This window comes from Bacillus sp. Cr_A10 (genome assembly GCF_029222665.1).
GTDB lineage: Bacteria > Bacillota > Bacilli > Bacillales_A > Planococcaceae > Psychrobacillus.
Genome location: NZ_JARHXR010000007.1, coordinates 142,111 through 165,304 on the forward strand (window position 1 = coordinate 142,111; position 23,194 = coordinate 165,304).

At 35.8% G+C, this 23,194-nt stretch carries 20 protein-coding genes and 1 riboswitch; of the genes, 7 read left to right on the plus strand and 13 right to left on the minus strand.

Features of this window, described 5'->3' with window-relative positions; translation table 11 throughout:
* Positions 1-100: 100 nt before the first annotated feature.
* Positions 101-796 carry a Crp/Fnr family transcriptional regulator gene (locus tag P2Q73_RS04810; RefSeq protein ID WP_056827566.1) on the plus strand — a complete coding sequence of 232 codons (696 nt, stop codon included), beginning with the start codon at positions 101-103 and terminating at the stop codon, positions 794-796.
* Positions 797-1,418: 622 nt separating this feature from the next.
* Here P2Q73_RS04810 and P2Q73_RS04815 read toward each other — a convergent pair.
* Entirely contained in the window at positions 1,419-1,727 is a 309-nt protein-coding gene (locus tag P2Q73_RS04815; RefSeq protein ID WP_053590255.1) for a metal-sulfur cluster assembly factor, read from the minus strand.
* Between the two features lie 50 nt (positions 1,728-1,777).
* Entirely contained in the window at positions 1,778-2,536 is a 759-nt protein-coding gene (locus tag P2Q73_RS04820) for a prolyl oligopeptidase family serine peptidase (RefSeq protein WP_275784496.1), read from the minus strand.
* 132 nt (positions 2,537-2,668) lie between these two features.
* Here P2Q73_RS04820 and P2Q73_RS04825 point away from each other — a divergent pair, with 132 nt between their 5' ends.
* From P2Q73_RS04825 to P2Q73_RS04835, 3 genes are all read left to right on the plus strand, one after another.
* Positions 2,669-3,481 carry a Cof-type HAD-IIB family hydrolase gene (locus P2Q73_RS04825; protein ID WP_056827568.1) on the plus strand — a complete coding sequence of 271 codons (813 nt, stop codon included), beginning with the start codon at positions 2,669-2,671 and terminating at the stop codon, positions 3,479-3,481.
* A 16-nt stretch (positions 3,482-3,497) separates the two neighbouring features.
* Positions 3,498-4,349, plus strand: coding sequence for a DegV family protein (locus tag P2Q73_RS04830; protein WP_056827569.1), 852 nt, complete (start codon positions 3,498-3,500; stop codon positions 4,347-4,349).
* 133 nt (positions 4,350-4,482) lie between these two features.
* On the plus strand, positions 4,483-4,995 hold the full coding sequence (locus tag P2Q73_RS04835) for a DUF3231 family protein (RefSeq protein ID WP_275784804.1): 513 nt from the start codon (positions 4,483-4,485) through the stop codon (positions 4,993-4,995).
* Between the two features lie 54 nt (positions 4,996-5,049).
* On the opposite strand, the gene P2Q73_RS04840 is transcribed toward P2Q73_RS04835, so the two are convergent.
* From P2Q73_RS04840 to P2Q73_RS04880, 9 genes are all read right to left on the minus strand, one after another.
* Positions 5,050-6,486, minus strand: coding sequence for an alpha-amylase family glycosyl hydrolase (locus P2Q73_RS04840; protein ID WP_082460694.1), 1,437 nt, complete (start codon positions 6,484-6,486; stop codon positions 5,050-5,052).
* Between the two features lie 417 nt (positions 6,487-6,903).
* Positions 6,904-7,089 carry a hypothetical protein gene (locus P2Q73_RS04845; RefSeq protein WP_056827571.1) on the minus strand — a complete coding sequence of 62 codons (186 nt, stop codon included), beginning with the start codon at positions 7,087-7,089 and terminating at the stop codon, positions 6,904-6,906.
* A gap of 42 nt (positions 7,090-7,131) precedes the next feature.
* A complete protein-coding gene (locus P2Q73_RS04850; RefSeq protein ID WP_053590260.1) occupies positions 7,132-7,494 on the minus strand; it encodes a DUF1516 family protein in 363 nt (120 codons plus the stop codon).
* A 54-nt stretch (positions 7,495-7,548) separates the two neighbouring features.
* A complete protein-coding gene (locus P2Q73_RS04855; protein WP_275784501.1) occupies positions 7,549-8,445 on the minus strand; it encodes a fumarylacetoacetate hydrolase family protein in 897 nt (298 codons plus the stop codon).
* A 227-nt stretch (positions 8,446-8,672) separates the two neighbouring features.
* Positions 8,673-9,845: a DUF418 domain-containing protein gene (locus P2Q73_RS04860; protein WP_275784503.1), complete on the minus strand. Its 1,173-nt coding sequence runs from the start codon at positions 9,843-9,845 to the stop codon at positions 8,673-8,675.
* A gap of 11 nt (positions 9,846-9,856) precedes the next feature.
* Entirely contained in the window at positions 9,857-13,558 is a 3,702-nt protein-coding gene (gene addA / locus P2Q73_RS04865) for a helicase-exonuclease AddAB subunit AddA (protein ID WP_275784806.1), read from the minus strand.
* Position 13,559: 1 nt separating this feature from the next.
* On the minus strand, positions 13,560-17,054 hold the full coding sequence (gene addB, locus P2Q73_RS04870) for a helicase-exonuclease AddAB subunit AddB (protein ID WP_275784505.1): 3,495 nt from the start codon (positions 17,052-17,054) through the stop codon (positions 13,560-13,562).
* A 550-nt stretch (positions 17,055-17,604) separates the two neighbouring features.
* Positions 17,605-18,156, minus strand: coding sequence for a signal peptidase I (lepB, locus tag P2Q73_RS04875; protein WP_275784508.1), 552 nt, complete (start codon positions 18,154-18,156; stop codon positions 17,605-17,607).
* On the minus strand, positions 18,149-18,790 hold the full coding sequence (locus tag P2Q73_RS04880; RefSeq protein WP_275784510.1) for a TVP38/TMEM64 family protein: 642 nt from the start codon (positions 18,788-18,790) through the stop codon (positions 18,149-18,151). The genes lepB and P2Q73_RS04880 overlap by 8 nt, the downstream gene beginning before the upstream one ends.
* A gap of 114 nt (positions 18,791-18,904) precedes the next feature.
* Here P2Q73_RS04880 and P2Q73_RS04885 point away from each other — a divergent pair, with 114 nt between their 5' ends.
* From P2Q73_RS04885 to P2Q73_RS04895, 3 genes are all read left to right on the plus strand, one after another.
* Positions 18,905-19,633 (plus strand): AzlC family ABC transporter permease, encoded by a 729-nt coding sequence (locus P2Q73_RS04885; protein WP_056827576.1) that lies wholly within the window; start codon positions 18,905-18,907, stop codon positions 19,631-19,633.
* A gap of 4 nt (positions 19,634-19,637) precedes the next feature.
* A complete protein-coding gene (locus P2Q73_RS04890; RefSeq protein WP_275784513.1) occupies positions 19,638-19,946 on the plus strand; it encodes an AzlD domain-containing protein in 309 nt (102 codons plus the stop codon).
* A gap of 75 nt (positions 19,947-20,021) precedes the next feature.
* Positions 20,022-20,128: riboswitch (SAM riboswitch) on the plus strand.
* A gap of 109 nt (positions 20,129-20,237) precedes the next feature.
* Entirely contained in the window at positions 20,238-21,473 is a 1,236-nt protein-coding gene (locus P2Q73_RS04895) for a M20 family metallopeptidase (RefSeq protein WP_275784514.1), read from the plus strand.
* Positions 21,474-21,679: 206 nt separating this feature from the next.
* Here P2Q73_RS04895 and P2Q73_RS04900 read toward each other — a convergent pair whose 3' ends face one another.
* Both P2Q73_RS04900 and P2Q73_RS04905 read right to left on the minus strand, forming a co-directional pair.
* On the minus strand, positions 21,680-21,937 hold the full coding sequence (locus tag P2Q73_RS04900) for a CsbA family protein (protein ID WP_053590268.1): 258 nt from the start codon (positions 21,935-21,937) through the stop codon (positions 21,680-21,682).
* Between the two features lie 9 nt (positions 21,938-21,946).
* A complete protein-coding gene (locus P2Q73_RS04905) occupies positions 21,947-23,119 on the minus strand; it encodes a PDZ domain-containing protein (protein ID WP_275784518.1) in 1,173 nt (390 codons plus the stop codon).
* Positions 23,120-23,194 lie beyond the last annotated feature (75 nt).

A 23,194-nucleotide genomic window follows, 5' to 3' on the forward strand; every position in this document is an offset into this window, starting at 1 on the left:
AATATTTTCTTTTATTATTTGTAAAGAAAAGCGATTTTACCTATGTATATAGGGTTAATATGCTATTATTGTTATACAGATGGAAAGGTTGTGATTATTAATGAGCGAGAATACTCCTTTGTTTGAAGGTATAAATTCATTATTTGACCAATTTGGTTCCATTATGAAAATTGAAAAGGATCGCCCTATTTTTAATGAAGGAGAAAGATCCGATGAAGTGTATTATATCGTTTCTGGATATGTTAGAATTACGAAGGATTCGGAGAGTGGGCGAATATTTACGTTAAAAATTACCGGACCTGAAAGTATTATCGGTGAAACATCCGTTTTTTGTGAAACTGTATATCATGCAGTATCTGCACACGCTATCGAGCCAACGCAAATATATGCTCTTTCAAGAACACAACTGGAAAATTTTTTAACGTCTTCCCCTCCCCTTATGAAAGAATGGATGAAAATTGTACAAATAAATCATTTAAAGAATGAAACGAGATTTAGAGATTTATTGTTACACGGAAAAAAAGGAGCACTCTTTTCTACTTTAATACGACTTTCCAATACGTATGGAATTCCTCAAAAAGATGGAAGTATCGTTATTGAACATCACTTAACTAATCAAGAATTAGCAAATTTTTGTGCAACTAGTCGAGAAGTTGTGAATCGAATGTTAAATGATTTAAAAAAATCAGGAATTGTTACTTTTAAAAAAGGTATTATAACCATTCACGATTTGGACTATTTACGTAAAGAAATTGAATGCGATAACTGTCCATTACACATATGCAGAATAGATTAAAATCAGCTGTCCAATAAGTCCCTAAAGTACTCCTGCGGGAAAGCGAGACAGTCCGAGACTCCGCAAGGAGCGTAGTGAGGTCATTGAAAAAGTCTATAGAAATTTGACTTTACTAAATAATGTCGTCTGATAAATAAGAAAATCGTTGAAACGGCTCCCTTTCCGCGGGCGTTGCCTTAGCCTCCTCGCTTTGCTGCGGGGTCTTCGGCTAACGCTATTCCCGCAGGAGTGTCGCCTTTTTCAACGATTTTCAAAAAATACTAATTGAAAAAATTTAAGTGATAAAAATTTGCTATATTAATGGCATGATGGTTTTCTAATTGAAAAGCGGATAATAGTATTGATTGGAGTGGAAGGCGGCGACTCCAGCCGGAATAGCATGAGCTGAAGACCCTGGACTGAGTGTAGCGAGGGAAGCGGCTGAAGCCATGCCGGCGGAACGCGTCCGCCTGGAACGGAAATTAACGGGTCCAAAATAAAAATCGAGTATGTGAACAACTTGTCGTTCACTTACTGTTATGAAATCTCATATAATATAACGCACTTTTTAAATATAAGCTCCAAAGAAAGAGGCTGCCCTAAAAAGTCATTATTATGACTTTCTGGACAGCTCCTTTTCTTATTATCTTATTCCCAACGCAATTTTAGCATATCGAGACATATTTTCTTTTGACCATGGTGGATTGAAAACTATATTTACTTCTGTTTCTTTTACTTCAGGTAATTCGCCAAGTGCTGTTTTTACTTGATCCACAATCATTGGACCCATTGGGCATCCAATGGAGGTAAGAGTCATTGTTACGGTTGCAAGCCCCTCATCTGTCAAATCAACATCATATACTAAACCCAAATTGACAATATCAATACCGAGCTCAGGGTCAATAACGTTTTCTAGTGCACCCATCATACTGTCTTTCATATCTTGATCCATTTTTATAAAACCTCCCTGACACTTTATTTCATCATAACAAACTACGGTCTTTAAGCCAAATTGTTTGCTAGCCATTTCGTTACTTCAAGTAATCCTTTTCGGGTAACTGCATGCCCGGCTGATTTATCTTTTATAAATACTAAATTTTCATTTCCAAATTGTTTTACATAAGATTCAATAAAATATGCAGTCGGTTCAAAAGGAACCACCTGGTCTTTTACTCCGTGCCAAAAGAATAGGGGTTTATTTTCTAGATTCTTCATATGTATAGAAGCATCGAAAGTAGATAATGTTTGGAACATATTATCTTTTTCTTCCGAATTCAAAGGAATTTTAAATCCCTTTTGTTCAAATTGTTCGATTTGAGCCTTTGCTAATTGAACATATCCAGGTGTACCCATCATTATTGCTGCAGCATCAATCCATGGATAAGCTGTTAAGCATCCGAGTGTTGTAATACCTCCCATGGACGTGCCAGCAATCCCTATTTTTTGTTCGTTCCCATAGCCTCTATTATTTAATTCCTGTTTTAATTTTCCTACTTCTTCTATAGAAGTCAAAACAGTTTCCCAGAAGCGGAGACTTATTTCTACTTGATCTAAATTTTCATCTCTTTCGCCATGTAAATGTGCATCTGGCAATATCACTCGACAACCTGCATTTACTAATTGGTAAGCATAATGTAAATTATGCTCCTTTGCACTTTCAAAACCATGTAAAAAGATTATAATTGGAGAATTAATCTTCGTCTGTTCGTTATATATATGAAGTAGAGGTATATTTCCCCAAGTTTCCGATTGTACAATCATTTAAGAACCGCCTCCCCTATTTAATATTATATTAACAAAGTAAATTGGAATTTACAAAAGAGCCGTTATTTCATTTTGACGTTTATTCAAGAAAAAGATACACTTTACAATAGAAGGAAAGGAGAATTTTATATGCAACGTCACTTAATTGTGTTGGATTTAGATGGTACTTTACTAACAGATGAAAAAATAATATCAGATAAAACTAAAAAAACGATTTTACAAGCCAAAAACGAAGGTCATGAAGTAATGATTGCTACAGGAAGACCATATAGATCAAGTGAAATGTACTATAAAGAATTAGGATTAAATACTCCAATCGTTAATTTCAATGGTGCATTTGTTCATCATCCGATGGACACTTCTTGGAACACTGTACATAAACCAATTGATTTGAATGTTGTAAAAGAAGTAGTAGAGGCAGTTCAAAACTATTCGATAAAAAATATGCTGGCAGAAGTATTAGACGATGTATACTTACATCATCATGACGAAAAAATGATATCTGCGTTCGCTCTTGGTAATCCACATATTACAACGGGGGATTTACGTACCTTTTTAAAAACTGATCCTACAAGTTTATTGATTCACGCTGAAGACGATTCTGTCGACTTAGTACGTAAACATCTACAAGATGTACACGCAGAGGTAATCGATCAGCGTCGTTGGGGCGCACCTTGGGACGTAATTGAAATTATTCGTAACGGTTTAAACAAGGCTGTTGGATTAAAACATGTTTCTGAGTATTTAAATATTCCAAAAGAAAATATCATCGCATTTGGGGATGAGGACAATGATCTGGAAATGATTGAATATGCAGGGGTTGGTGTTGCGATGGGAAATGCTATATCCCCACTTCAGAATATTGCAAATGAAATTACATTAACGAATAATGAAGATGGTATCGCAGAATTTTTAAAAGATAGATTAAAATTAAATATTTAAAATTAGGGGGATGGAAATGAGATTATTTGCTGATAGTGCAAGTGATTTACCAAAATCTTTTTATGAGCTACATAATGTTGTATTAGCACCGCTTAGAGTGCATATTGATGATCAAGAATATGAAGATGTGATTGGTATTGATTCGAATGAGGTGTATGCAGCAATTCGCGCTGGGAAACAGCCAAAAACCTCACAAGCCTCACCTGAACTTTTTCTAAGACTATTTGAAGAACTTGCAAAATCGGGTGAAGAAGGATTATACATTGCGTTCTCTTCAGAGTTATCTGGAACATATAGTACAGCAGTGATGATGCGTGAGCAGTTGTTAGAAACATATCCAGAGTTAAAATTAACTATTATTGACTCAAAATGTGCATCTCTCGGTTATGGACTCCTAGTAAAAGAAGCAGTGCGATTGAGAGATGAGGGCTTAGACCTATCAATGGTAGAAGAAAAAATTAGGTTTACAGCTAAACATATGGAGCATCTCTTTACAGTAGAAGACTTAGATTATATGGCACGAGGTGGAAGAGTTTCCAAAGCAAGTGCTTTTATTGGTGGACTTCTTAATATTAAACCTCTTCTTCATGTGGAGGATGGTAAACTTGTACCAATTGAAAAAATTCGCGGACGTAAAAAAGTTATTAAGCGAATGATCGAAGTAATGGGTGAACGTGGTGAGACATTAGCTGCACAAACTATTGCAATTAGTCACTCAGATGACGAAGCAACAGCACTTGAACTAAAACAGTTAATAGAAGAACAGTTCCATCCAAAAAGTATTGAAATTCATCGCATTGGTTCTACTATTGGAGCTCATGTTGGTCCCGGTACATTGGCCTTATTCTTTTTAAACAAACTATCATAATAATTATTTTGACGAGATTCTAATTTATTTGGAATCTCGTCTTTTTCTTTCTTTCGAATAGTTTTGCTGATTCTTCACATAATAAACAAACGTGAAGAAATTCATGAATCTTTTTTCAATAAGGAGTGTAAAAATAGGTATTTTAAGTGGTAATCCTAAAGATGAACCATTACATTACGGTGAGGTATTCGGAATTTGGACAAATCTTGCTACCAACAACGGGTTAATAGCAGCCTACCAAACATTTTATAATCATACCGGTGATGATGACCTAAAAAAGTTAGTCGAAGAAGCTATTCAGGGTATGGAAGAGGAAAACAAGCAATTAGATAGAATACTAAAAGTAAATGCAATTGGTCTTCCCCCAGCTCCTCCAGCTCGCCCAGTTGCACGATTGGAAGACATTCCTGTAGGAGCTAGATTCAATGATCCAGAAATAAGTGCTTCATTAGCTATGAATGTTGCTGCTGGATTAGTTGCTTGTAGCCAGGCAATGGGAATGTCTATTAGAGAAGATATAGGAATGATGTATGGACAATTCCATGCAAATAAAGCTCAATTTGGAGCTAAAGTACTTAGACTAAACAAAAGTAAAGGTTGGTTAGTTCCACCTCCTTTACATGTAAACTTCCCAGAAAACAATTAAAGTAGTGAAATATAAAAGAAGTAGACATCATTAAATCTAGTCTACTTCTTTTTTTTATTTGCTATCCAATTTTCGTTGTTTTCCTTTTTTCCATACAATAACTAAAAACGCTATAAATAATAAATAGGCAATTGCCATAGCTATTATATAAGAAGTATTTAAACCTTTACGATCTGTTACTTGGTATAATTCCACAATTTCCCGATCCAGCACTAATCGATAATCCCCATTCTTAGCAGGACGAACTAAATCTTTCTCGAAGATACCTCGTAGCTCTACATTTTCTCCAACGACATCACTTGATAAATCAATTCGTTGAGTACTACTTGTATTGTTAACAACTACTATAAATGTTTCTTCATCTGAATATCGCTTAAATACTAAATAACCATCCTCATTTTTTAGTAGCTCTGTTTTTCCTGTCCGAAGTGTTTCTGACTTGTTCCGAATAGAGTTTATATCTTTGAAATACTCCATTATATCTTCATCCACGCGGAAATTCATAATTTGATGACTTTCTTGTTCAGTTTGACCGTTCATAGCGATTTCAGTACCATAGCTCATATAAGGAACTCCAGGCATTGTAAGAATTGCCCCAATTGCTGTTTTAATACGAGTTGGCGGAAACATATTTTCAAGGGCACTATAATAAGTGAACCGTTCAGTGTTTAAGTGATCAATCATTAACAAATCGTTATACTCCGTAGAAGCAATTCCTTCTGACGGCATATCCGTATTTTTAAAAGCGTCTCTAAAGTTTATAAGCAAATCTTCCGAGTACTTCGTATCAAAATTTGCATCTGATTCTTCCAATGAAATAGCATAGATCGAACTATCAACTTCCTTTATTGCTGAAATCATATCGTTTATAAAAGAAGTCGGAGCACCATCTAATTGAGAAAACTTCACCCCATCAATATTATATTGTTGCGTAAAGTCTACAATCGTATCAATTAATGCCTTCTGAACTTCTGTATTGTTCAAGTCTACTTGCATAACGCCATCTTCTGCTTTTAGAATCCAATCCTTTTTAGCAGGGTCTGCATTCCAAATATGATTCTCACTGAAATTGTTTAAAGGAAATTCTATCATAATTTTCATTTCTTTTTTATGTGCTGACTTTATTAATTGTTGAAATTCCTCTTGGGTACCAAATCTTTGCTCAAGCTCATTGAAATCTAGCACACGCTTACCATCATATCTTTCCGTCGCAAAAACTGGACCAATTGAAATAATGGTAAAACCCATATCTTTAATATGGTCCATTTTTTCCATTACACCAAGAAAGTCTCCACCTGCAAAAGCATTTGGATCTTTTGGATTCACATTTAAATCATTTGTTGAAGTTTTATTAAAATAGCGATCCACATAAAGATCATAAATACTTTCATTATGTATAGAATTTGTTTCTTCAGCATTTATATTTTGAGATGTTGTTACCATTAAACCAAACATTAATATTCCGGTAACAAGCAACTTTTTAACATTCAAGTAAAGTCCTCCTCTGTTTAGAAAATCAGTAGACACCTTAAGCAGCAACTAGTATTCAAGATTTATTATTGCAATTTCTCACCAATGCTGTATTTAGCTCATTTGTATGTGAAGCTTGATGATTAAAATATATCAACGTTATTTTATCAAAGCTAAGTTTTAATCGCTATTGTTTATACGTATAAGTCCAAAATTTAAACAATAATTCGTCCAAACTGTGTCTTAAAATAGCAATAATTACTCTACACTCTCAAATTATGCTGTGGCATTTAAGGAAGAAATGATTCAGTAACCTAAATTCTGTTACGCTTATTATTCCTCCGCTTTTCACAAATGTACAAGGGACGTGACTACGTCACGTCCCTCCCATTAAGTAATCTAGTTAATTACCACTAATAGCCACTACCAATATGTCATCTACTCTTTATTAACTAAATGAATAATACTTTCGTGAGTGTGATCTAATTCACTTCCTACTTTATCACCCATTTTTTGTTGTTTCGAGATAAAATAGGAAGCGATAACGAATAAAAGCATAAGTAGTATGACAAATAATAGTAAGGACATACCTAGCATTTTTCCGCCCACTTCCTTCTCTTTCATTACATGAAAAGGAGCTTCCTATATATGAAAGCTCCTTCTTTTTTATGCTAGAAAGTTTATGCCCATTGGTAATTTAAATCCTAGGAAAAGCGCGATGAAGAAAAATACAAAGACCAAGACAAGAAACGTTGTGTAAGGTTTTTCTTTTTTCTTTTTCGCTAATGTCATTTCCATCATTCCAATGACAAGTAACCCTGCTATAAATTTTAGTCCATACAGCATTCCTTGACCATAGTCCATACCTTTCATAAATAGCGCAATACCAGTTAATAAAATTAATAAATAATCTAAACGCAAAATCATTTGAACCACTTTTGGATTAGCTACTGCTAATGCAACGAAGAACAAGATTAGTGCTAGTACCCATGTTGTAATGTGTAAGTGTGTTGATGCTAAGAAATCCATTATTTCACCTCGACAATTTATTTACATTTCTATCTTACCATTTTTGCCGATTTTTTACTCGAATTTGTTTACTAGAGTTCCAATTCCTTCGATAGAAATTTTCACAATATCGCCTGATTTTAAAAATTTAGGAGGATTATAACCATTGCCAACCCCTGAAGGAGTTCCTGTTAAAATAATATCCCCTGGCTCTAGGGTAACTGTTTTAGAGATGTCAGAAATAATTTGTTCCACTGAATATACCATATCCGAGGTTTTTCCATTTTGACGAATTTCATCATTTACTTTCGTTACAACCGTTAGCTCTTGCGGATTTGGAATTTCATCTTTTGTTACAACATATGGTCCAATCGGGCATGAGCCTTCCAAACTTTTCCCCAAGAAATATTGTTGATGATTTTTTTGAATATCTCGTGCTGTAAGATCGTTGGCAATTGTATAACCAAATATATAATCAAATGCAAGCTTAGTCGGAATATCTTTTCCTTTTTTCCCAATGACAATAGCTAGCTCACCTTCGTAATCATAAGAGGAAGTTTTATCAGCATGTACAGAAAGAGTTTGTTCATCAGCAGCAATTGCCGTTGGCGCTTTAGTGAAAACAACAAACGTATTTGCTTCTCCACCCATTTCTTTTGCATGATCCGCATAGTTTTTACCAACTGCCATAATATTTTTTGGTGTCCGTGGAATAGGAGATAACCACTCGATTTCTGTAAATTGACGTTTAAAGCCGTCTGGATTTTCATTTTGCATAGCTGCTTCTACTAGCTTTCTAATTTGTTCCATAAAATCTATCCCAAGACTAACACCTTCGACAATTGTCTTAGGGAAACTTGGTAACACTTGAAGGGTCTCTTGAATACTTAGTACATCCCAAACTGCTTCTTCTTTTTTTACTTTTGGTCCGAAGTAAATTTTATCATTTAATCGGTATGATAATAGTTTCATTATGTTGACACTCCTTCAAATAGTTTTGAATCATATTCCTAGTCTATTACAAATTTACTTTGTTTTCATCTTTTTGTGACAAATTAATAAGAAATGCGCAAGCGCATATGTCTGCCCTGAAAGGCAAATGCGAAATTGCGAGGAGGCAGTTCCTCAGCCACCGCAGTTATTTAACATTTGATCCGAGGGGCAAGGCGCTGGAGTCTGGACAGTAACAAAATAGAAATTTATTCTTTCTGATTTGATTTGTAAGTCATTTTTCTCCATAATGCTTCCACTGGACCTTGCTTATATTTCATAAACCATAGTTCGGCAAATACAAGCTGTAAGAGATATATGCCAATAGCCATCCAAGTACCTGTTTGAATGTCAATTCTTCCATATAAACCAAACCCATAAGAATAAAATATAGTTGTTGCAATGATCGATTGCATTAAATAGATGGTCATTGACATTCTACCTGCTTTTGCAAAAGGTGAGAATAACTTTTGCATTGCGGGAATTGTGCATAAAAGTGCAAGAATCCCACCATATGCAATTGCTTGCAATGGTCCGCCAAATGTATCTTGTACAGACATAGTAAACAGATTTGCCTCTTTCATAAAAGGTATCCATTTAATAACAGTACCACCTATCAGTGTCATAAGGATGGTCACAATCCAAAATACTTTCAATTCACGTGCACGTTCAATTAATTTTAGTTTTGCAGCGGCTGCCCCGATTAACAAAAACGGTACAATCGTAAAAAACATAACTAAAATGATTAATCCATATTGTGTCATATATAACCAATCTGCTAAACGTTGATCAAAAATTTCCAACCAAGAGCCTTGTGAGAACGCTTCTATAGAGGATTCAATTTCTTGAATTCCTGTAAAAATAATAAGACTATCCGAATCGAATTTTCCCATCCAATATAACAAACCATTTAATAAGCCATTCGGAATTATGAACAATACTGCACTGATGATAAATAACCAAATAGACTTTAATCGAATTACCAATATAAGGACAAATCCTGCAAGTGCGTAGGTGATTAATATATCCCCTGACCAAATAAGGAATGCGTGAATACATCCGATTAAAAGTAGCACAGACAGCCTACGAGCTGCTAACTTTGCAAAGGAAGTTCCACGTTCCTGTGATTTCATAAACTGCATGGATAGTCCGTAACCAAATAACATAGCAAATAACGGATATACACTGCCTTGCACAAAAATATCAATCCATTTATACGTTTCATAATCTCCAGGTAGATGAAACCAAGTATAAGGATTAATGTAGATATATGGAGAATGAAAGAACAACATATTCACAATGAAAATACCAAGTAGCGCAAACCCTCTCATTACATCAATCGAAATTACTCGTTCTTTCACTTCTGTTGGACGAATCAACAATTTTTTTCCCCCTATAAATTAACTGTTTTGTTTATATCAAATAAATAAAGTATTTTTTCCTTTATCTCTATTTTCATGATTGCTTCTATTGCTTGTGCATATAAAGATAATTGGATATTGTAACGATTTTTCATTTCTTCAAGTAGGATAGTATCATTAGATACTAACTGCTGGACACGATCTGTCTTATAATCTAATAACACCCAGCGTCCATCTTCTTCTTGAAAGAGACAGTCTACTACCCCTTGAATAATTTGACTATCGCCATCCTCATCTTCTAATGCATAAGTAAAAGGAAACTCGCGCATAATTTCTTTCGCATGTATTAATCTATTTGCTATTTCTGAGTGAAAGAATGGAACCATTTTCTTTGGATTGATGGCAGCTTGCTCAGCTCTTGTAAGAATTTCTCTTTGACCAAGTGTCTCCACAAATTCTTGTATTTGTTCTGCACTTTTTACATTGGTTAAATCTACATTTTGCATAAATGCGTGCACAGCTGTTCCTACTTCTGCTCCCGTCAATTTTTCTTCTTTTTGAAGGAAAAATGGTCTTTTTGCAACTCGATTCGTTTTGCCAAGTGTATTACCCATTTGGAAGTAATCTTCCTCTTCTCTTTCTTCTAACAGTTGTATCTTTTTAATTTCACTAACTGTTTGTTTAGAACGCTTATGTGTAGAAAGTTCAAAAGGATAAGCAGTTTCAAAACGATGCTGAATTGTCGGCAATATAGATGATATGTCTTTGTTCAAAAGTGTATCCAACGACACTTTTTCGGATGCTTCTACTTCTGAGCGAATCTTTAACTCATCTATACATTTAGTGACAAAGTTCCACTTTGAGTCACTTTCAACTATATTTACTTCATTTATGTCAGCAATTTGATTATAGTCCGCATGCCTTGCTACAGCAGGACCTATCCAGTCTAAATAACTTTTTGCCTTAGCCCGTATATATCCCGGTAGCATTTCTCCAGGTAAAATCGATTGAGCATCCTCCCATTTTGTTAGGGTCTTAGCCAAATCTTTTATAGTAGCTATTAGGAATAAATGCTCTTTAGCTCGAGTCATTGCTACATACAATACACGCATCTCTTCAGCTTTTAACTCCATTTGCTTCTTTTCTTTCATCGCCAAGAATGGTAATGAAGTAAAGGAAATACGTTTGTCAGGATCAATTGCTTTTACAGCGAGACCAAACGATTGATCAAATAAATAATTCTCATTAAAGTCCATCTGGTTAAAGGGTCTTCCCATTCCTCCTAAAAAGACAATTGGAAATTCTAATCCTTTTGAAGAATGAATCGTCATCATTCGAACGACATTCTCCTTTTCACTAATAGCTCGAGCTGCTCCTAAGTCATCTCCACGCTTCCTCATTCGATCGATAAAACGTAAAAATCGAAAGAGACCTCTAAATGAAGTCTTTTCATAATCCACTGCACGATCATGAAGGACACGCAAATTCGCTTGCCGCTGCTTTCCATTTGGCATGGAGCCAACAATTTCATAGTAATTGGTATCTAAATAAATGCGCCATATCAAGTCTGCTAGCGATCCTCTTCTACTTAAGTTTCTCCAATCTTCAAACTGGAGTAAAAATCGTTGTAGTTTCTCTTCTGTTTCAATAGAAATACCATCTTTCCCTGTTGACACAAAGACCTTTAGAGCTTCATAAAAAGGTTCTTTTGGAGCAGCCAACCGAATTAAAGCAAGCTCTGTCTCCGTTAATCCTACAAATGGAGAGCGAAGTACGGATGCTAGTGAAATATCTTGGTATGGATTATCAATCGTCCGAAGTGTATGTAACATTATCAGCACTTCTATTGCTTCAAAATAACCTTTGGAAAGCTCAGCATATAACGGAATTCCCGCTTCTTTGAATTGATCTGTTACTTCCTGTGACCATGTCATAGAACGCATTAAAATAACAATATCACTATATTGTACGGGACGATTTTTTTTCTTCCAAGGATCAAAAACAGTTGCACCAGAATCCATTAAATCATTAATTTTAGAGATAATATAACGTGCTTCAGCTTGCGATTTCTTTAAATCTTCTTCGGCAATCGCTACTTCGTCTTCTCCATCCTCCTCATCAACTTCCGCGCTTCCATCTTCTACTTCATACAGAAGAGCAAGTTCAACTGCAGCTTCTGCTTCATCATAAGGAGCCTGTGGTTTTAAAGAAGCTGAGTCATCATAATTGATCTCCCCAACACTTTCCCCCATAACTTGCTGGAAAATATAATTCGTTGCATGGAGTACTTCTTTTCTACTTCGGAAATTTGCATTTAAATCTATTTTTACTCCAGAATTAAGAGGAAGTGAATCAAAAGCTAAATATTTCCCTAAAAACAGCATTGGCTCTGCTAATCGGAAGCGGTAGATGGATTGTTTCACATCACCAACCATGAACATATTTCCCGTTTGCTCATTACCGCTTTTTACTAACTGTAAGATTGTTTCTTGAAGTCTATTTGTATCTTGATATTCATCTACCAATACTTCTTTAAAACGGGATTGATACTCTTTTGCAATTGCAGATGGCCCAATCTCCCCATTTTCTTGACGTTCGCTTAATATTTCTAAAGCATAATGCTCTAAATCGGAAAAGTCGACAAGTCCTTTGTCATCTTTAGCTGCAGTGTAACGTTCTCCGTATGTGATTGCCAACTCAACGAGCGTTTTTAATTGAGGAGCCATCAATCTCATTTCATCTAATAAACGTTCAGGTGTTCTAGCGAAGTAATCTTCTTTTAAATCATTTACAATTTTCTTCACTTTATTTCGTTTTTCAGCGGCTTGTTTTTTTAATGCTTCGTCACAAGAATCTTTTCTGATAGTTGCAGCTTTTCCCCAGGAAACGTTTTGAAAATAGTAGTACACATCTTTCCATGAGCCAATTTTCATTAATGATATCGCTTCATTTATCATTCCTTGATCATTCATCGCTGTTTCAGCAAGAGGAGCAGGTCCATTTGGCAAATTCGCTAGTTTACGAATTTCTTCCGTTACAGCAATAGCCGATTCTAATTGATGAACAATGGAGAGCTTCAAAGGTTCAATAAAGGATAACTCATCTATCGTAATCAACTCATCTAATGTATATGCTTTTGGTATTTCTTGTAACCACTTTTTTGGTTCTGGATGTACTCTCGCATAGGTATATAACTTCTCAATCATTAATTCAATGGACTGGTCATCTCGGTCAGATGTAAAGCTATCTGATAATCGATACATGGCTTCTGGATTGTCTACATGATATGCCTCTTCCAATACTTCCGCTAGAATGTCATCACGCATTAAGGCTGCTTCTGTTTCGTTAGCAATGCGAAAACCTGGATCAATATCTAGCATATAGGAATATTGACGTACTATATTTAAACAGAACGAATGAAGCGTTGAAATTTGGGCTTTATTTAATAGGCTAAGTTGTTTGCGCAAATGAGTCGATGATGGGTCTTCAGCAATAGCTTTTTCTAAAGCTTCTCCCATTCGATGACGCATTTCCGCAGCTGAAGCATTTGTAAAAGTCACAACAAGTAATTCGTCCACATTAATCGGGTTTTCTTTTGCAATCACTTTTTGAATAAGTCGGTCAATCAACACAGCTGTTTTCCCTGAACCTGCGGCAGCAGAGACAAGCACATCAGAACCACTAGCCCAAATAGCCTTCCATTGCTCTGGTGTCCATGTTAATTCTGCTGGCATATTAGGAATGTTCACTAGTCCCCATCTCCTCTCTAATTTTTTCAGCCACCACGTCAGGTTGCTCTACTTTAAGCAATCGTACTGGTTGTTCTGGATCTTGTGGGTCAAATTGACAAACACTCTGATACGAACAATATTGGCATGGCATTTTATCCTTGAGACGGTATGGATATACACGTGTATCCCCTGCATTCATACCATTTCCAGCCTGTTCATGTTTTTTACGCACAAATGATTGAAGTAGTTTCATATTTTCTGTATCTACTACTTTTGATGAGGATTTGGATAAGTTCCCATCTTTATTTATTCGAACTGGAATAACCTTTGAAAAGCCATCCATTTGCTCATCCATTTCCATAATGACTTCTGAATCGTCTATTAATAAGCCATTCATTTTATATGATTTATAAATTGCTTCTTCCAACTCAGCTTCTGCCATCTCTTTTTTAGATTGAATAAAAGGATTATGAAGATGTACATATAGCACTCCAGCAGGCTCAGCATCCTCTTGTAGCCAACTTGGTGCATTCGCGATTGCAACATCTAAATAGGTTAACATCTGCAGTGATAAACCATGATACACTTCGTTCAAATCAATCCCTTTTTTAGAAGATTTATAATCGACAATTCGCACAAACATATTCCCATTTATGTTTGCAGCATCCACTCGGTCAATTCTGCCTCGTAATTGCATTTTTCGTCTATTTTTTAGTGGTATTTCTAATGCGGGCAATGCTTCTCCAGGACCGAATCCTGCTTCAACAGATATAGGAACGAAGCTAGAAACATTCGAGTGTTTACTTAATGCAATAAGTGTAGAAGCTACAATTTGCTCTAATTTTCGTTGAATATATCGATATCGATTTGTACTTAACAAAAGCTGATGGACAAATACCGGTACGATGTGATCTACTGCTTGTTTAGCAAGCTTCATACATTGGGATTTTGATAAATCTCCCCACATAATATTTAAACGGTTTGTTTCATCTGATATCCATTTTAATGCCGCATGAAACAAATCACCCATTGCCGGCGGCTCCAAATGATATTCAGCCCGCTCCTCTAACTTCAATCCATATGATGCATAATGGGCAAATGGACAGCTGTAATATTTTTCTACTCTTGAAACGCTCGAAATAATTGTTTCTCCATAAAGAGCAGATGTCATATCCTGTGAAAGTCTTTCGGTTTTATTCCCATGTATCATAGGCCGTGTTATTCGTTTCATTAGTTTAGACCAATACGGATCATCCATATAATAGCTATACACTGCTTGCCAAACTTCCGATAACTTGCCTGTATTCAGTGCTTCACGCAACTGCATGACAACATACGGTAACGTAGTACGTGGATGACTAATGGTTGATAGATCAACAACAGCATTCGTTGAATCACTTGGATCCATAACTGCTAACTCTATCTCAAGATTATCAATCATTTGCTGAAGCTTCTTAATATACATGGAAGGAAGCAATGCCTTTCCTTCGCTATCTGCTATTGGATACGATACAAATAAATAGTTGGATGCTCCAGTAAAAGCTTTGTAGACTAAGTAATTTTCATCTAGCAAGCGCATTTTAGAACTTGGTGCAAGTTCAAATCCGATATGATTAAACCACTCCCGATCCATATCGGAAAGTAGTCCTTCATGATCCATACGTTTTGGATAGATCCCATCGTTTACACCGATAACAAAGGTAGCCTTCATATTCACAACTCGTCCTATGTCAACACTTGCAACGACTACTTGATCTAAGGTAGGAGGTATCCTTGAAAAGGCTAATTGATCAAAGCCTTCATCTAATATTTTGGAGGCCTCCTCCAGTGACATCTCTTTTTCTCCGAACATTAAAACGAATTGGTCTAACACATCCACCCATTCATTCCACGCCTGCTCATGTTCTGTAGCAAGCAATAATTGACCTTCTTCCTCTTCTGCCTGCTTTAATACTTGTAATTTATCGTAAACTTGTAATGTCTCCATAAAAGTATATAAAGCTGTAGCAATATCGATGCCGGTATTACTAACTGTCAATTGTTCGGAAAGAACCTTCAAAGGATTAACCACTATATCTCTCACAGCATGAATATCTGCTTGAGTACTTAATTCTTCATCTGTTTGTACTTTTGAATAAAATTCAAGACCTCGATACTTTTTATAAATCCAGCGTTTTTCATCAAACCATCTATCTCCGTATATTCCAAAAGATAAGACGAAATTCTCTAATCGATCTGCTCGCTCTCTCCATTCCCTTTTAGAAGCATTTAAAGGGAAAAATAAATCAGTTTTAATCGCTCTAAACATAGACTCATATTTCCAATCCGAGCGAATTATTTCCAAGGCAGATCTACTAAGTTCAATAAGTGGATGGTGTAGCATTGGTTTCTTACGACTAATAAAAACCGGAATATCATATTGAGCAAAAATAGTTTCTATTAGTCCCTCATAAGTTTCCGAATCTCTATGTAGAATAGCCATCTCTTTATATCGAACATCATTTTGCTGCATGAGAACACGAATATTCCTCGCAATGGCATGAATCTCTGCTCGTCGATTTGCAGCTTCTATTACATGAAGATTTCCTTCTGTCCCAATTACTTGTGGTGGAAGCTGGTCAAAATTTGCTTCTAAATGGGCTAATTCTACCGTTTCAAAACGTTTTTGTTCTGTTTGGTGCTCTGTCGGTTCAATTTCTACATTTTCTTTGTTTGCGATATCTAACAACTTTTGACAAGTATTAGCCGGTTGGAAAAACAAGGATTGCTCATCAAGAGCATCAGCTAGTGACTCCATTGGTAAAGAAATCGTAAGACGTTTTGTTTTTTTCATCAGCTCTTGGATTATTTCTAGTTCCCTAGGAGTAAACGAAGTGAATCCATCAATATAAATTTCGGAGGTTGCGAGAAGCGAAGAATCTTTAATTTTTTGCGCTAGCAACATCAAGTATCCTTCTCCGTCAATATAGCTCGTGCCTAACTTTTGCTCCATAAGTTCAAGCAACATGACTAGGTCTGATGATTTATCAATCAATGTTTGAGGTGCTTGTACATTTTCTAAATCATTTAACACATTAGACATTGTGTCATAATTTAAACAATAACGGTTGAATTCCTTTAAAAGCACCTCAATTTGATCGGTAAATCCTCTTTTTGTAGCTGCACGGTTAAACAACTTAAATTGTTCTTTATTTTCCTCTAGTAAACTGCGAATTAGCATACGATAACCAAATCCGCTAATTTCCTCTTTTGCGATTCCACCAGTTTCTTGTAGTACTCGCCAAGCTAATCGTTTAAAAGTCGTTACTTGTGCACGTATTAACCCTGGAAGTCCTGAATCAGCTGCAAGTGAATATTCACTAGAAAAAGACATTTGGTCCGGCACTATATAAAATAATGGTTCTCCGATAGAATCCTTTTGTAATATATCAATGATTTCTTGTTGCATAAACTTTGTTTTACCCGAACCAGTTCGTCCAGTTACAATTCGTAAAGACATAAGTGCACCTTCTTTCTTTAAATAATGTGCTAAATAGAATGTGTTTCAAAATCTTATAGTGCAGATGCACGGATGTACGCTTGCCGCACGCTTCGCATGAGCCTCCGCAGGATGAGTCGCTCCTTCGTAGCTCCCACATCCCTTACGTGGTCTCCTTCTTCGCGCTCTAGCGGCGTGTAAGGCGCACATCTTAAAAGTTTTTTCTAAACACTAAGAAGTAATCAGGAGCTGCATTCAAAACAATTTATTATAGAATAGACTTCGACTTTTTCAATAGGGGTCACTGGCATTTACGCCTTGCCAGCCGCATGACGTGCCGTATGAGACAGATGTATGCGCCTTGGGCATACAGCGGCTCATGCGGACGTGCGGCCAGCGTGAATGCCAATAGTTGTTGATGTATCTGTTCAAAGATTTCAATTGGTTAAAAATAATCAGTAATTATTAACAGAGTCTAAAATAATAAAAAAAATTTCTTACCGCTTAGAAAATTAAAAAAACCGAATAATCTCTTACTACTATTGTACAAAACATACAGTAGAGTGTGAAATTATTCGGAGTCAAAATTTAAAGTTGCTCTGGAAAACGGCCAATATCTTATTTTTACTTCTCCAATGACTTCTTCTTGATCTATAAATTGGAAATAACGACTATCTAAACTGGATATCCGATTATCTCCTAACACAAATAACTTGTTTGAAGGAACTTTATTACTTCCAGTCAACTCTTCTAAATCGAAGTCTTCGGTAAAATTTTCTTCCGAATTCTGATATGCAGGATAAGACGCAAGAAATTTTTCTTCTACTTTTTTATTATTTACGTACAATTTATCATTTTCATACTTGATAGTATCACCTGGTAAACCAATGACACGTTTTACATAGTCTTCTTTTTGGTCGCTATGAAAGATCACAATATCCATGCGGTCTATATCAGAAAGCTTACTCACAAATACTTTATCTTTGTCATGAAGTGTAGGCATCATTGATTCCCCGACTACTTCATAGTTCGTTAAAATGAAAGAACGAACAATAAATACTACTAAAATTCCAATGAAAATGGCCACTAACCATTCCAGCAATTCTTTTTGTGTATTACTCAAATCTTTTCTCCTTTTTATTTCGTCTTTCATCGCGAATTGATCTAAAATCTGCATCTACTTTCTTATCAATTTTTTTCTCCACAGCTTTTCCAACAAACCATAGTATAACCATTATTCCAATCATTATTGCTGTTCTTAAGGGTTGTGTAATGAGCGCTTTAATATCGGAACCAATAAAGCTTACCACTAATATCATAATTAGTTTCCCTAAGACAACTGTCCATAAATACGTATTTTTTTTCATATTAGATAGACCCGCAACTATATTCACAAGTGCGGAGGGTGTAAATGGAAAACAAATAAGTAAAAATAATGGTCCGAAACCGTTTCTCTCTACCCATAATATTAATTTTTGAATCTTTTCATGCCTTGTAATAAAACCTAAAACTCTAGCTCGTCCATATTTTCTAATAACTAAAAATACGGTATAAGCACCTGCAACCGAACCTGCCCAAGATAATAAAAATCCAAACAAAATTCCGTAGGCAGTCACATTCGCCACGATAAAAACTACTAAAGGTAGAAACGGCAAAAATGCTTCAAGAAAAGGTAGTAATAGCCCAAATAGTGGTCCAAGTGCTCGGTAATCTTGTGTTAAATTAGATAAAGTTTCGAATGATAACCAACTTGGCATGGTAACTCTCCTCTTCTATGTATATTTATACTCTTCCCAATTTTCAACTATATAAAACTTTATAGATATAGTATAATTTGTTCACTATCATAATTGAAGGTGGTGAAATTCGACATGAATAATAATTCATTCGTAAAGGGTTTAAAAGCCGGTACGAGTATTGCTATCGGCTATTTTCCAGTTGCATTAACATTTGGTTTATTGGCAAAAACCACTGGACTTTCCATTATTGAAGCAACAGCAATGAGTATTTTTGTTTACGCCGGCGCTGCTCAGTATATGTCACTGACGCTTATAGCAAAAGGTGTTGATCCTATTTTAATCGTTTTAAATACATTTGTCGTGAACATTCGACACTTTTTAATGACGGCTGCACTCAATGAAAAGATGCATAGTGAAAAAAGATGGGTCAAAGGAATATATGCATTTGGGATTACAGATGAATCTTTTTCCGTATTAGCAACTCAAAAGGATGAAAAAATACATACTTCTTTTGCATTTGGTGTTGCGCTTATCGCATATGGTAGTTGGGTTGTATTTACAGCGGTTGGACATGTTATAGGTGCCAATCTACCAGCATTTTTACAAGCGGCCATGTCGATTGCTCTATATGCAATGTTCGTTGGTCTTCTAGTACCCTCTATGCGAGGAAACCGCAAAGTAGTCATGCTGGCCCTCATTGCAGCTATTATAAACGGATTTTTTTACTGGACAGAATTATTATCGACAGGATGGGCTATTTTAGTCGCTACCCTAGCATCCTCTATTTTTGTAGAAATTATATATGCCAATCATCAAAAGAGGACTAGACTACGAGGAAAAAACTTAGCGAAAGGAGCATAATGGAATGGAAGCATGGTATTGGTGGATGCTATTAGGAATGGCTATTGTTACCTATATTCCGCGAGCATTTCCCTTAACTTTTTTAGAAGGTAAAGAATTACCTCCTGTTGTTTCAGGAGTATTACGTAATATTCCATTTGCAGTATTAGGAGCATTAATTTTCCCAGCTATTTTATATGTTCAAGAAGGTAATCTATTATTTGGAATTATTGGAGCCATTGTGGCATTCGCACTTGCCATTATTTTTTCAAATGTAATGGTTGTAGTATTAGGAACAATTGGTGTTTTAGCTGTATATAGTCTTATCTTTTAAATACTACTTGACTGCTAGGAATAAATTACTTAATATTGGAATTAGTTCTTATAAAATTTACATAAAAATATCACTTTCTTATCGAGAGAAACTGAGGGACAGGCCCAATGACGTTTCGGCAGCAGATTCAGAATGAAAACTGTGCCAATTCCTGCAAGCAATTTATGCTTGAAAGATGAGAAAAGAAGGTTTTTCGATCATACGAAGAGCTCTCTTTTTCTTATCATACAAGATAAGATTAGGAGGGTTCTTTTTTGTTATGAATAATAAATGTAAAAGGAGCAGATATAAGTGAGTTTCCTAGTAGAAAAAAGAGACTATCTCCATAAATTAATAGAAGACAACAAGAATGTATATATTCAAATAAGTCATCAAATACATGAAAACCCTGAGATCGGAAACGAAGAATTTTTTGCTAGTTCTACGCTAATTGATTTATTAGAAAGTGCAAATTTTCAAGTCGAAAAAGGAATAGCAGGGCATGAAACGTCTTTCTATGCGATTAAGGATAGCGGTATCGAGGGACCTACTGTTTCTTTTTTAGCAGAATACGACGCTTTACCTTCAATTGGACATGCCGACGGACATAACATTATTGGTACGGCAAGTGTGGCTGCTAGCATCTCTCTAGCAGAAATGCTTAACGAAACCGGTGGAAGAATAATCGTCCTTGGTACTCCCGCAGCAGAAGGTGGATCAAAAGGAAGTTCAAAAGGAAACTTTGTAAGGCTCGGTTATCTAGAAGATGTAGATGTGGCTTTAATAATTAGCCCTTCAAGCAAAACTACTTTAAGTTGCGAAACACTTGCTCTGGAATCATTAGATTTTCATTTTATTGGACAAGCTACTCACCCAACAGCAGCTTCTAATAAAACAATAAATGCATTGGAAGCTGTCGTTCAGTTTTTCAACGGAATCCATGCGCTTCGTTCACAATTACCATCTGATGTTAGCATACATGGAATTATTACGCATGGAGGTGACTCACCGAACATTATCCCTTACTTTGCCTCTGCTCGTATTCATGTCAGCGCAAAGAATTGGAAAAAAACAGAGGAAATCTCCGAAAAAGTTCGATTCCTTGCTAACGGAGCAACACTTGTAACAGGAACTTCTGTAAAAATCGAACGTTTTCAAAATGAGGTGCAAGATTTTGTAGTAAATTCAGTGTTAGATGAGGTTATTCATTCGGAATTTGAAGCTATTGGAGAAGTAGTATACACAGAAAGTAAACATTACAATGACTCTACGGATGCTGGAAATATTAGCTACGTAGTACCAACTGCAAGACCATCCATTAAAATTGGACCAGATGATTTAGTCGCCCATACAATAGAATTCCGTGAAGCTGCCAAATCTAAAGCTGCGGATGAAGCACTAATCAAGGGAGCTAAAGTCTTAGCTACAACCGGTTATCGAATATTAACAGATGCAAAACTACTTCATCAAATCAGAAAAGAATTTAATGCATCCTTAGCTCGTAAAGCAAAAGCAGATGGTATGGGCGTTTGCGATTTGAAAGATTAATATTGTAATTTATATTCTTTATCTTTCGGATTATGAAGTGTGTTTCGACAACATAAAGATTAGTCGGATATGCGTTTGCTATACAATACGCATAAGCTTCCGCTGGATGAGTTGCTCTTTTCACTACGGTAGCCTGAAAACACCAGATAAAAATAAAACAATTCAATGAAAGACAATACATTCCAAAAGAAAAAATCCACCTCTTCTTAAGAGGTGGATTTTTTCTTTTTGTCTCGACTTTTCATATGTGTTGCGTACCAAAAACCTAAAGTCAATGATGCTGCATCAATAATATAAATCCACCATCTATGCGTGTAACCAGCATAGACAGATGCGGCAAATAGAGCAACGGTCAATAATAATGCCACATAATGATTAAAGGTAACACGTGTAAAAAGAATAACAAGCAATGCTGGAGTAAAAATGGCTAATGTAACTTGAGTTGATATTGATAAAGTTTCCATAGTCATCTCCTATCTTACTAATATTAAGCCTAGACGATAGTGATCATGTCTAAACAAAATATGTTGGCGTAAACGAAGTTCTCCGCTAATATCTAGTACTTCTAAGCGACAATGTGCAGCATTTATTTGAACTGCTTCATAAAACTCTTGTTCATTTGTTACTTTTTGTCCGTTTACTTTGACAATTTTCTCACCGATTAATAGACCCATTTTCTCTGCTGGTGAGTCAGCAAGGACTCCGGCTATCATAACACCGTCCGATTGCGGGGAGATAGCAAACGTTCCTGCCATTTCTTTTTTATAAGCTATGTAAGAAATGACTAATCTTACAATGGCTCCGAGAATCAATGCAAGTCCACTTATTAAAGGCATAAAATAGCCAACTGCCGCTACTACAGCCACGATAATTCCTAATTGCCAAACTTTTTTTCCAAGGCTAGGGAAAAATTCTACAGCAAGTGTTTTTCTGCTCTTTTGCTGGAATCCTATAACAAATGGAAATAAAATCAATGAGAATGTCGATTCTCCAAGTGTAAATTGCGGCCAATATGGAATATAAGAAGAAATCGCATCACCTGGAATGACTAATAAAATAGGTAGTATCCACAACCGTTTTGTAACATATTCAATTGCTTCAATTCCTCTTGGTGTTTTTACTAGTTTAGGAGAAGCATTTTGTGCTCCGTGTTTTTGTATAAGAATTCCTTCTATGATTAATAGTAACCCTGCTAAGACTGCGATGGTCACGATAGATTTTTGGAAAAAATCCATACCAGTTAAATTCCACGGAATAATATTAAATGACCAATCATACAGATTCATAATATATAACGTAACAGCTCCTAATGCCATTGCATAAATTGCAGAACCAAGCTGGTACATAAATAATAAAACAAACAAGATCATCCATGCGCTATAAACAAATAACCAAGAATTTGGTACGACTAGTCCTATCCCTACACTAATAATGGAAAGAATAATTGCCCAAACATAACCATCAAATAAATGCTTGGCTTCTGTCCACCCCCATAGAATTCTAGTACGGAAATGCTTTCTCTCTCTCTTGACACGAAAATAACCAATTAATATGGAGAAAAGAAGCGTAATATAAATTGCTGGGTGAAGGAAAAAACGTCCAATTCCTTTCGCCAATTCGATAATTATTTCTTCCACGATACGCATCCCCCTCTATTACAATACTCGTTCTATTATTGTAACAAACGAGGAGGCCTTTGCGTATAGGATTTTGGAATAATC

Coding starts and splice junctions, on each gene's coding strand:
- P2Q73_RS04880 (WP_275784510.1), bottom strand. CDS start 18,790: ATGCCAAGTTGGTTATCATTCGAAACTTTATCTAATTTAACACAAGAT.
- P2Q73_RS04905 (WP_275784518.1), bottom strand. CDS start 23,119: ATGCGTATCGTGGAAGAAATAATTATCGAATTGGCGAAAGGAATTGGA.
- P2Q73_RS04830 (WP_056827569.1), top strand. CDS start 3,498: ATGAGATTATTTGCTGATAGTGCAAGTGATTTACCAAAATCTTTTTAT.
- addA (WP_275784806.1), bottom strand. CDS start 13,558: ATGCCAGCAGAATTAACATGGACACCAGAGCAATGGAAGGCTATTTGG.
- P2Q73_RS04890 (WP_275784513.1), top strand. CDS start 19,638: ATGGAAGCATGGTATTGGTGGATGCTATTAGGAATGGCTATTGTTACC.
- P2Q73_RS04900 (WP_053590268.1), bottom strand. CDS start 21,937: ATGGAAACTTTATCAATATCAACTCAAGTTACATTAGCCATTTTTACT.
- P2Q73_RS04845 (WP_056827571.1), bottom strand. CDS start 7,089: ATGAAAGAGAAGGAAGTGGGCGGAAAAATGCTAGGTATGTCCTTACTA.
- P2Q73_RS04820 (WP_275784496.1), bottom strand. CDS start 2,536: ATGATTGTACAATCGGAAACTTGGGGAAATATACCTCTACTTCATATA.
- P2Q73_RS04815 (WP_053590255.1), bottom strand. CDS start 1,727: ATGGATCAAGATATGAAAGACAGTATGATGGGTGCACTAGAAAACGTT.
- P2Q73_RS04850 (WP_053590260.1), bottom strand. CDS start 7,494: ATGGATTTCTTAGCATCAACACACTTACACATTACAACATGGGTACTA.
- addB (WP_275784505.1), bottom strand. CDS start 17,054: ATGTCTTTACGAATTGTAACTGGACGAACTGGTTCGGGTAAAACAAAG.
- P2Q73_RS04885 (WP_056827576.1), top strand. CDS start 18,905: ATGAATAATAATTCATTCGTAAAGGGTTTAAAAGCCGGTACGAGTATT.
- P2Q73_RS04810 (WP_056827566.1), top strand. CDS start 101: ATGAGCGAGAATACTCCTTTGTTTGAAGGTATAAATTCATTATTTGAC.
- P2Q73_RS04855 (WP_275784501.1), bottom strand. CDS start 8,445: ATGAAACTATTATCATACCGATTAAATGATAAAATTTACTTCGGACCA.
- P2Q73_RS04825 (WP_056827568.1), top strand. CDS start 2,669: ATGCAACGTCACTTAATTGTGTTGGATTTAGATGGTACTTTACTAACA.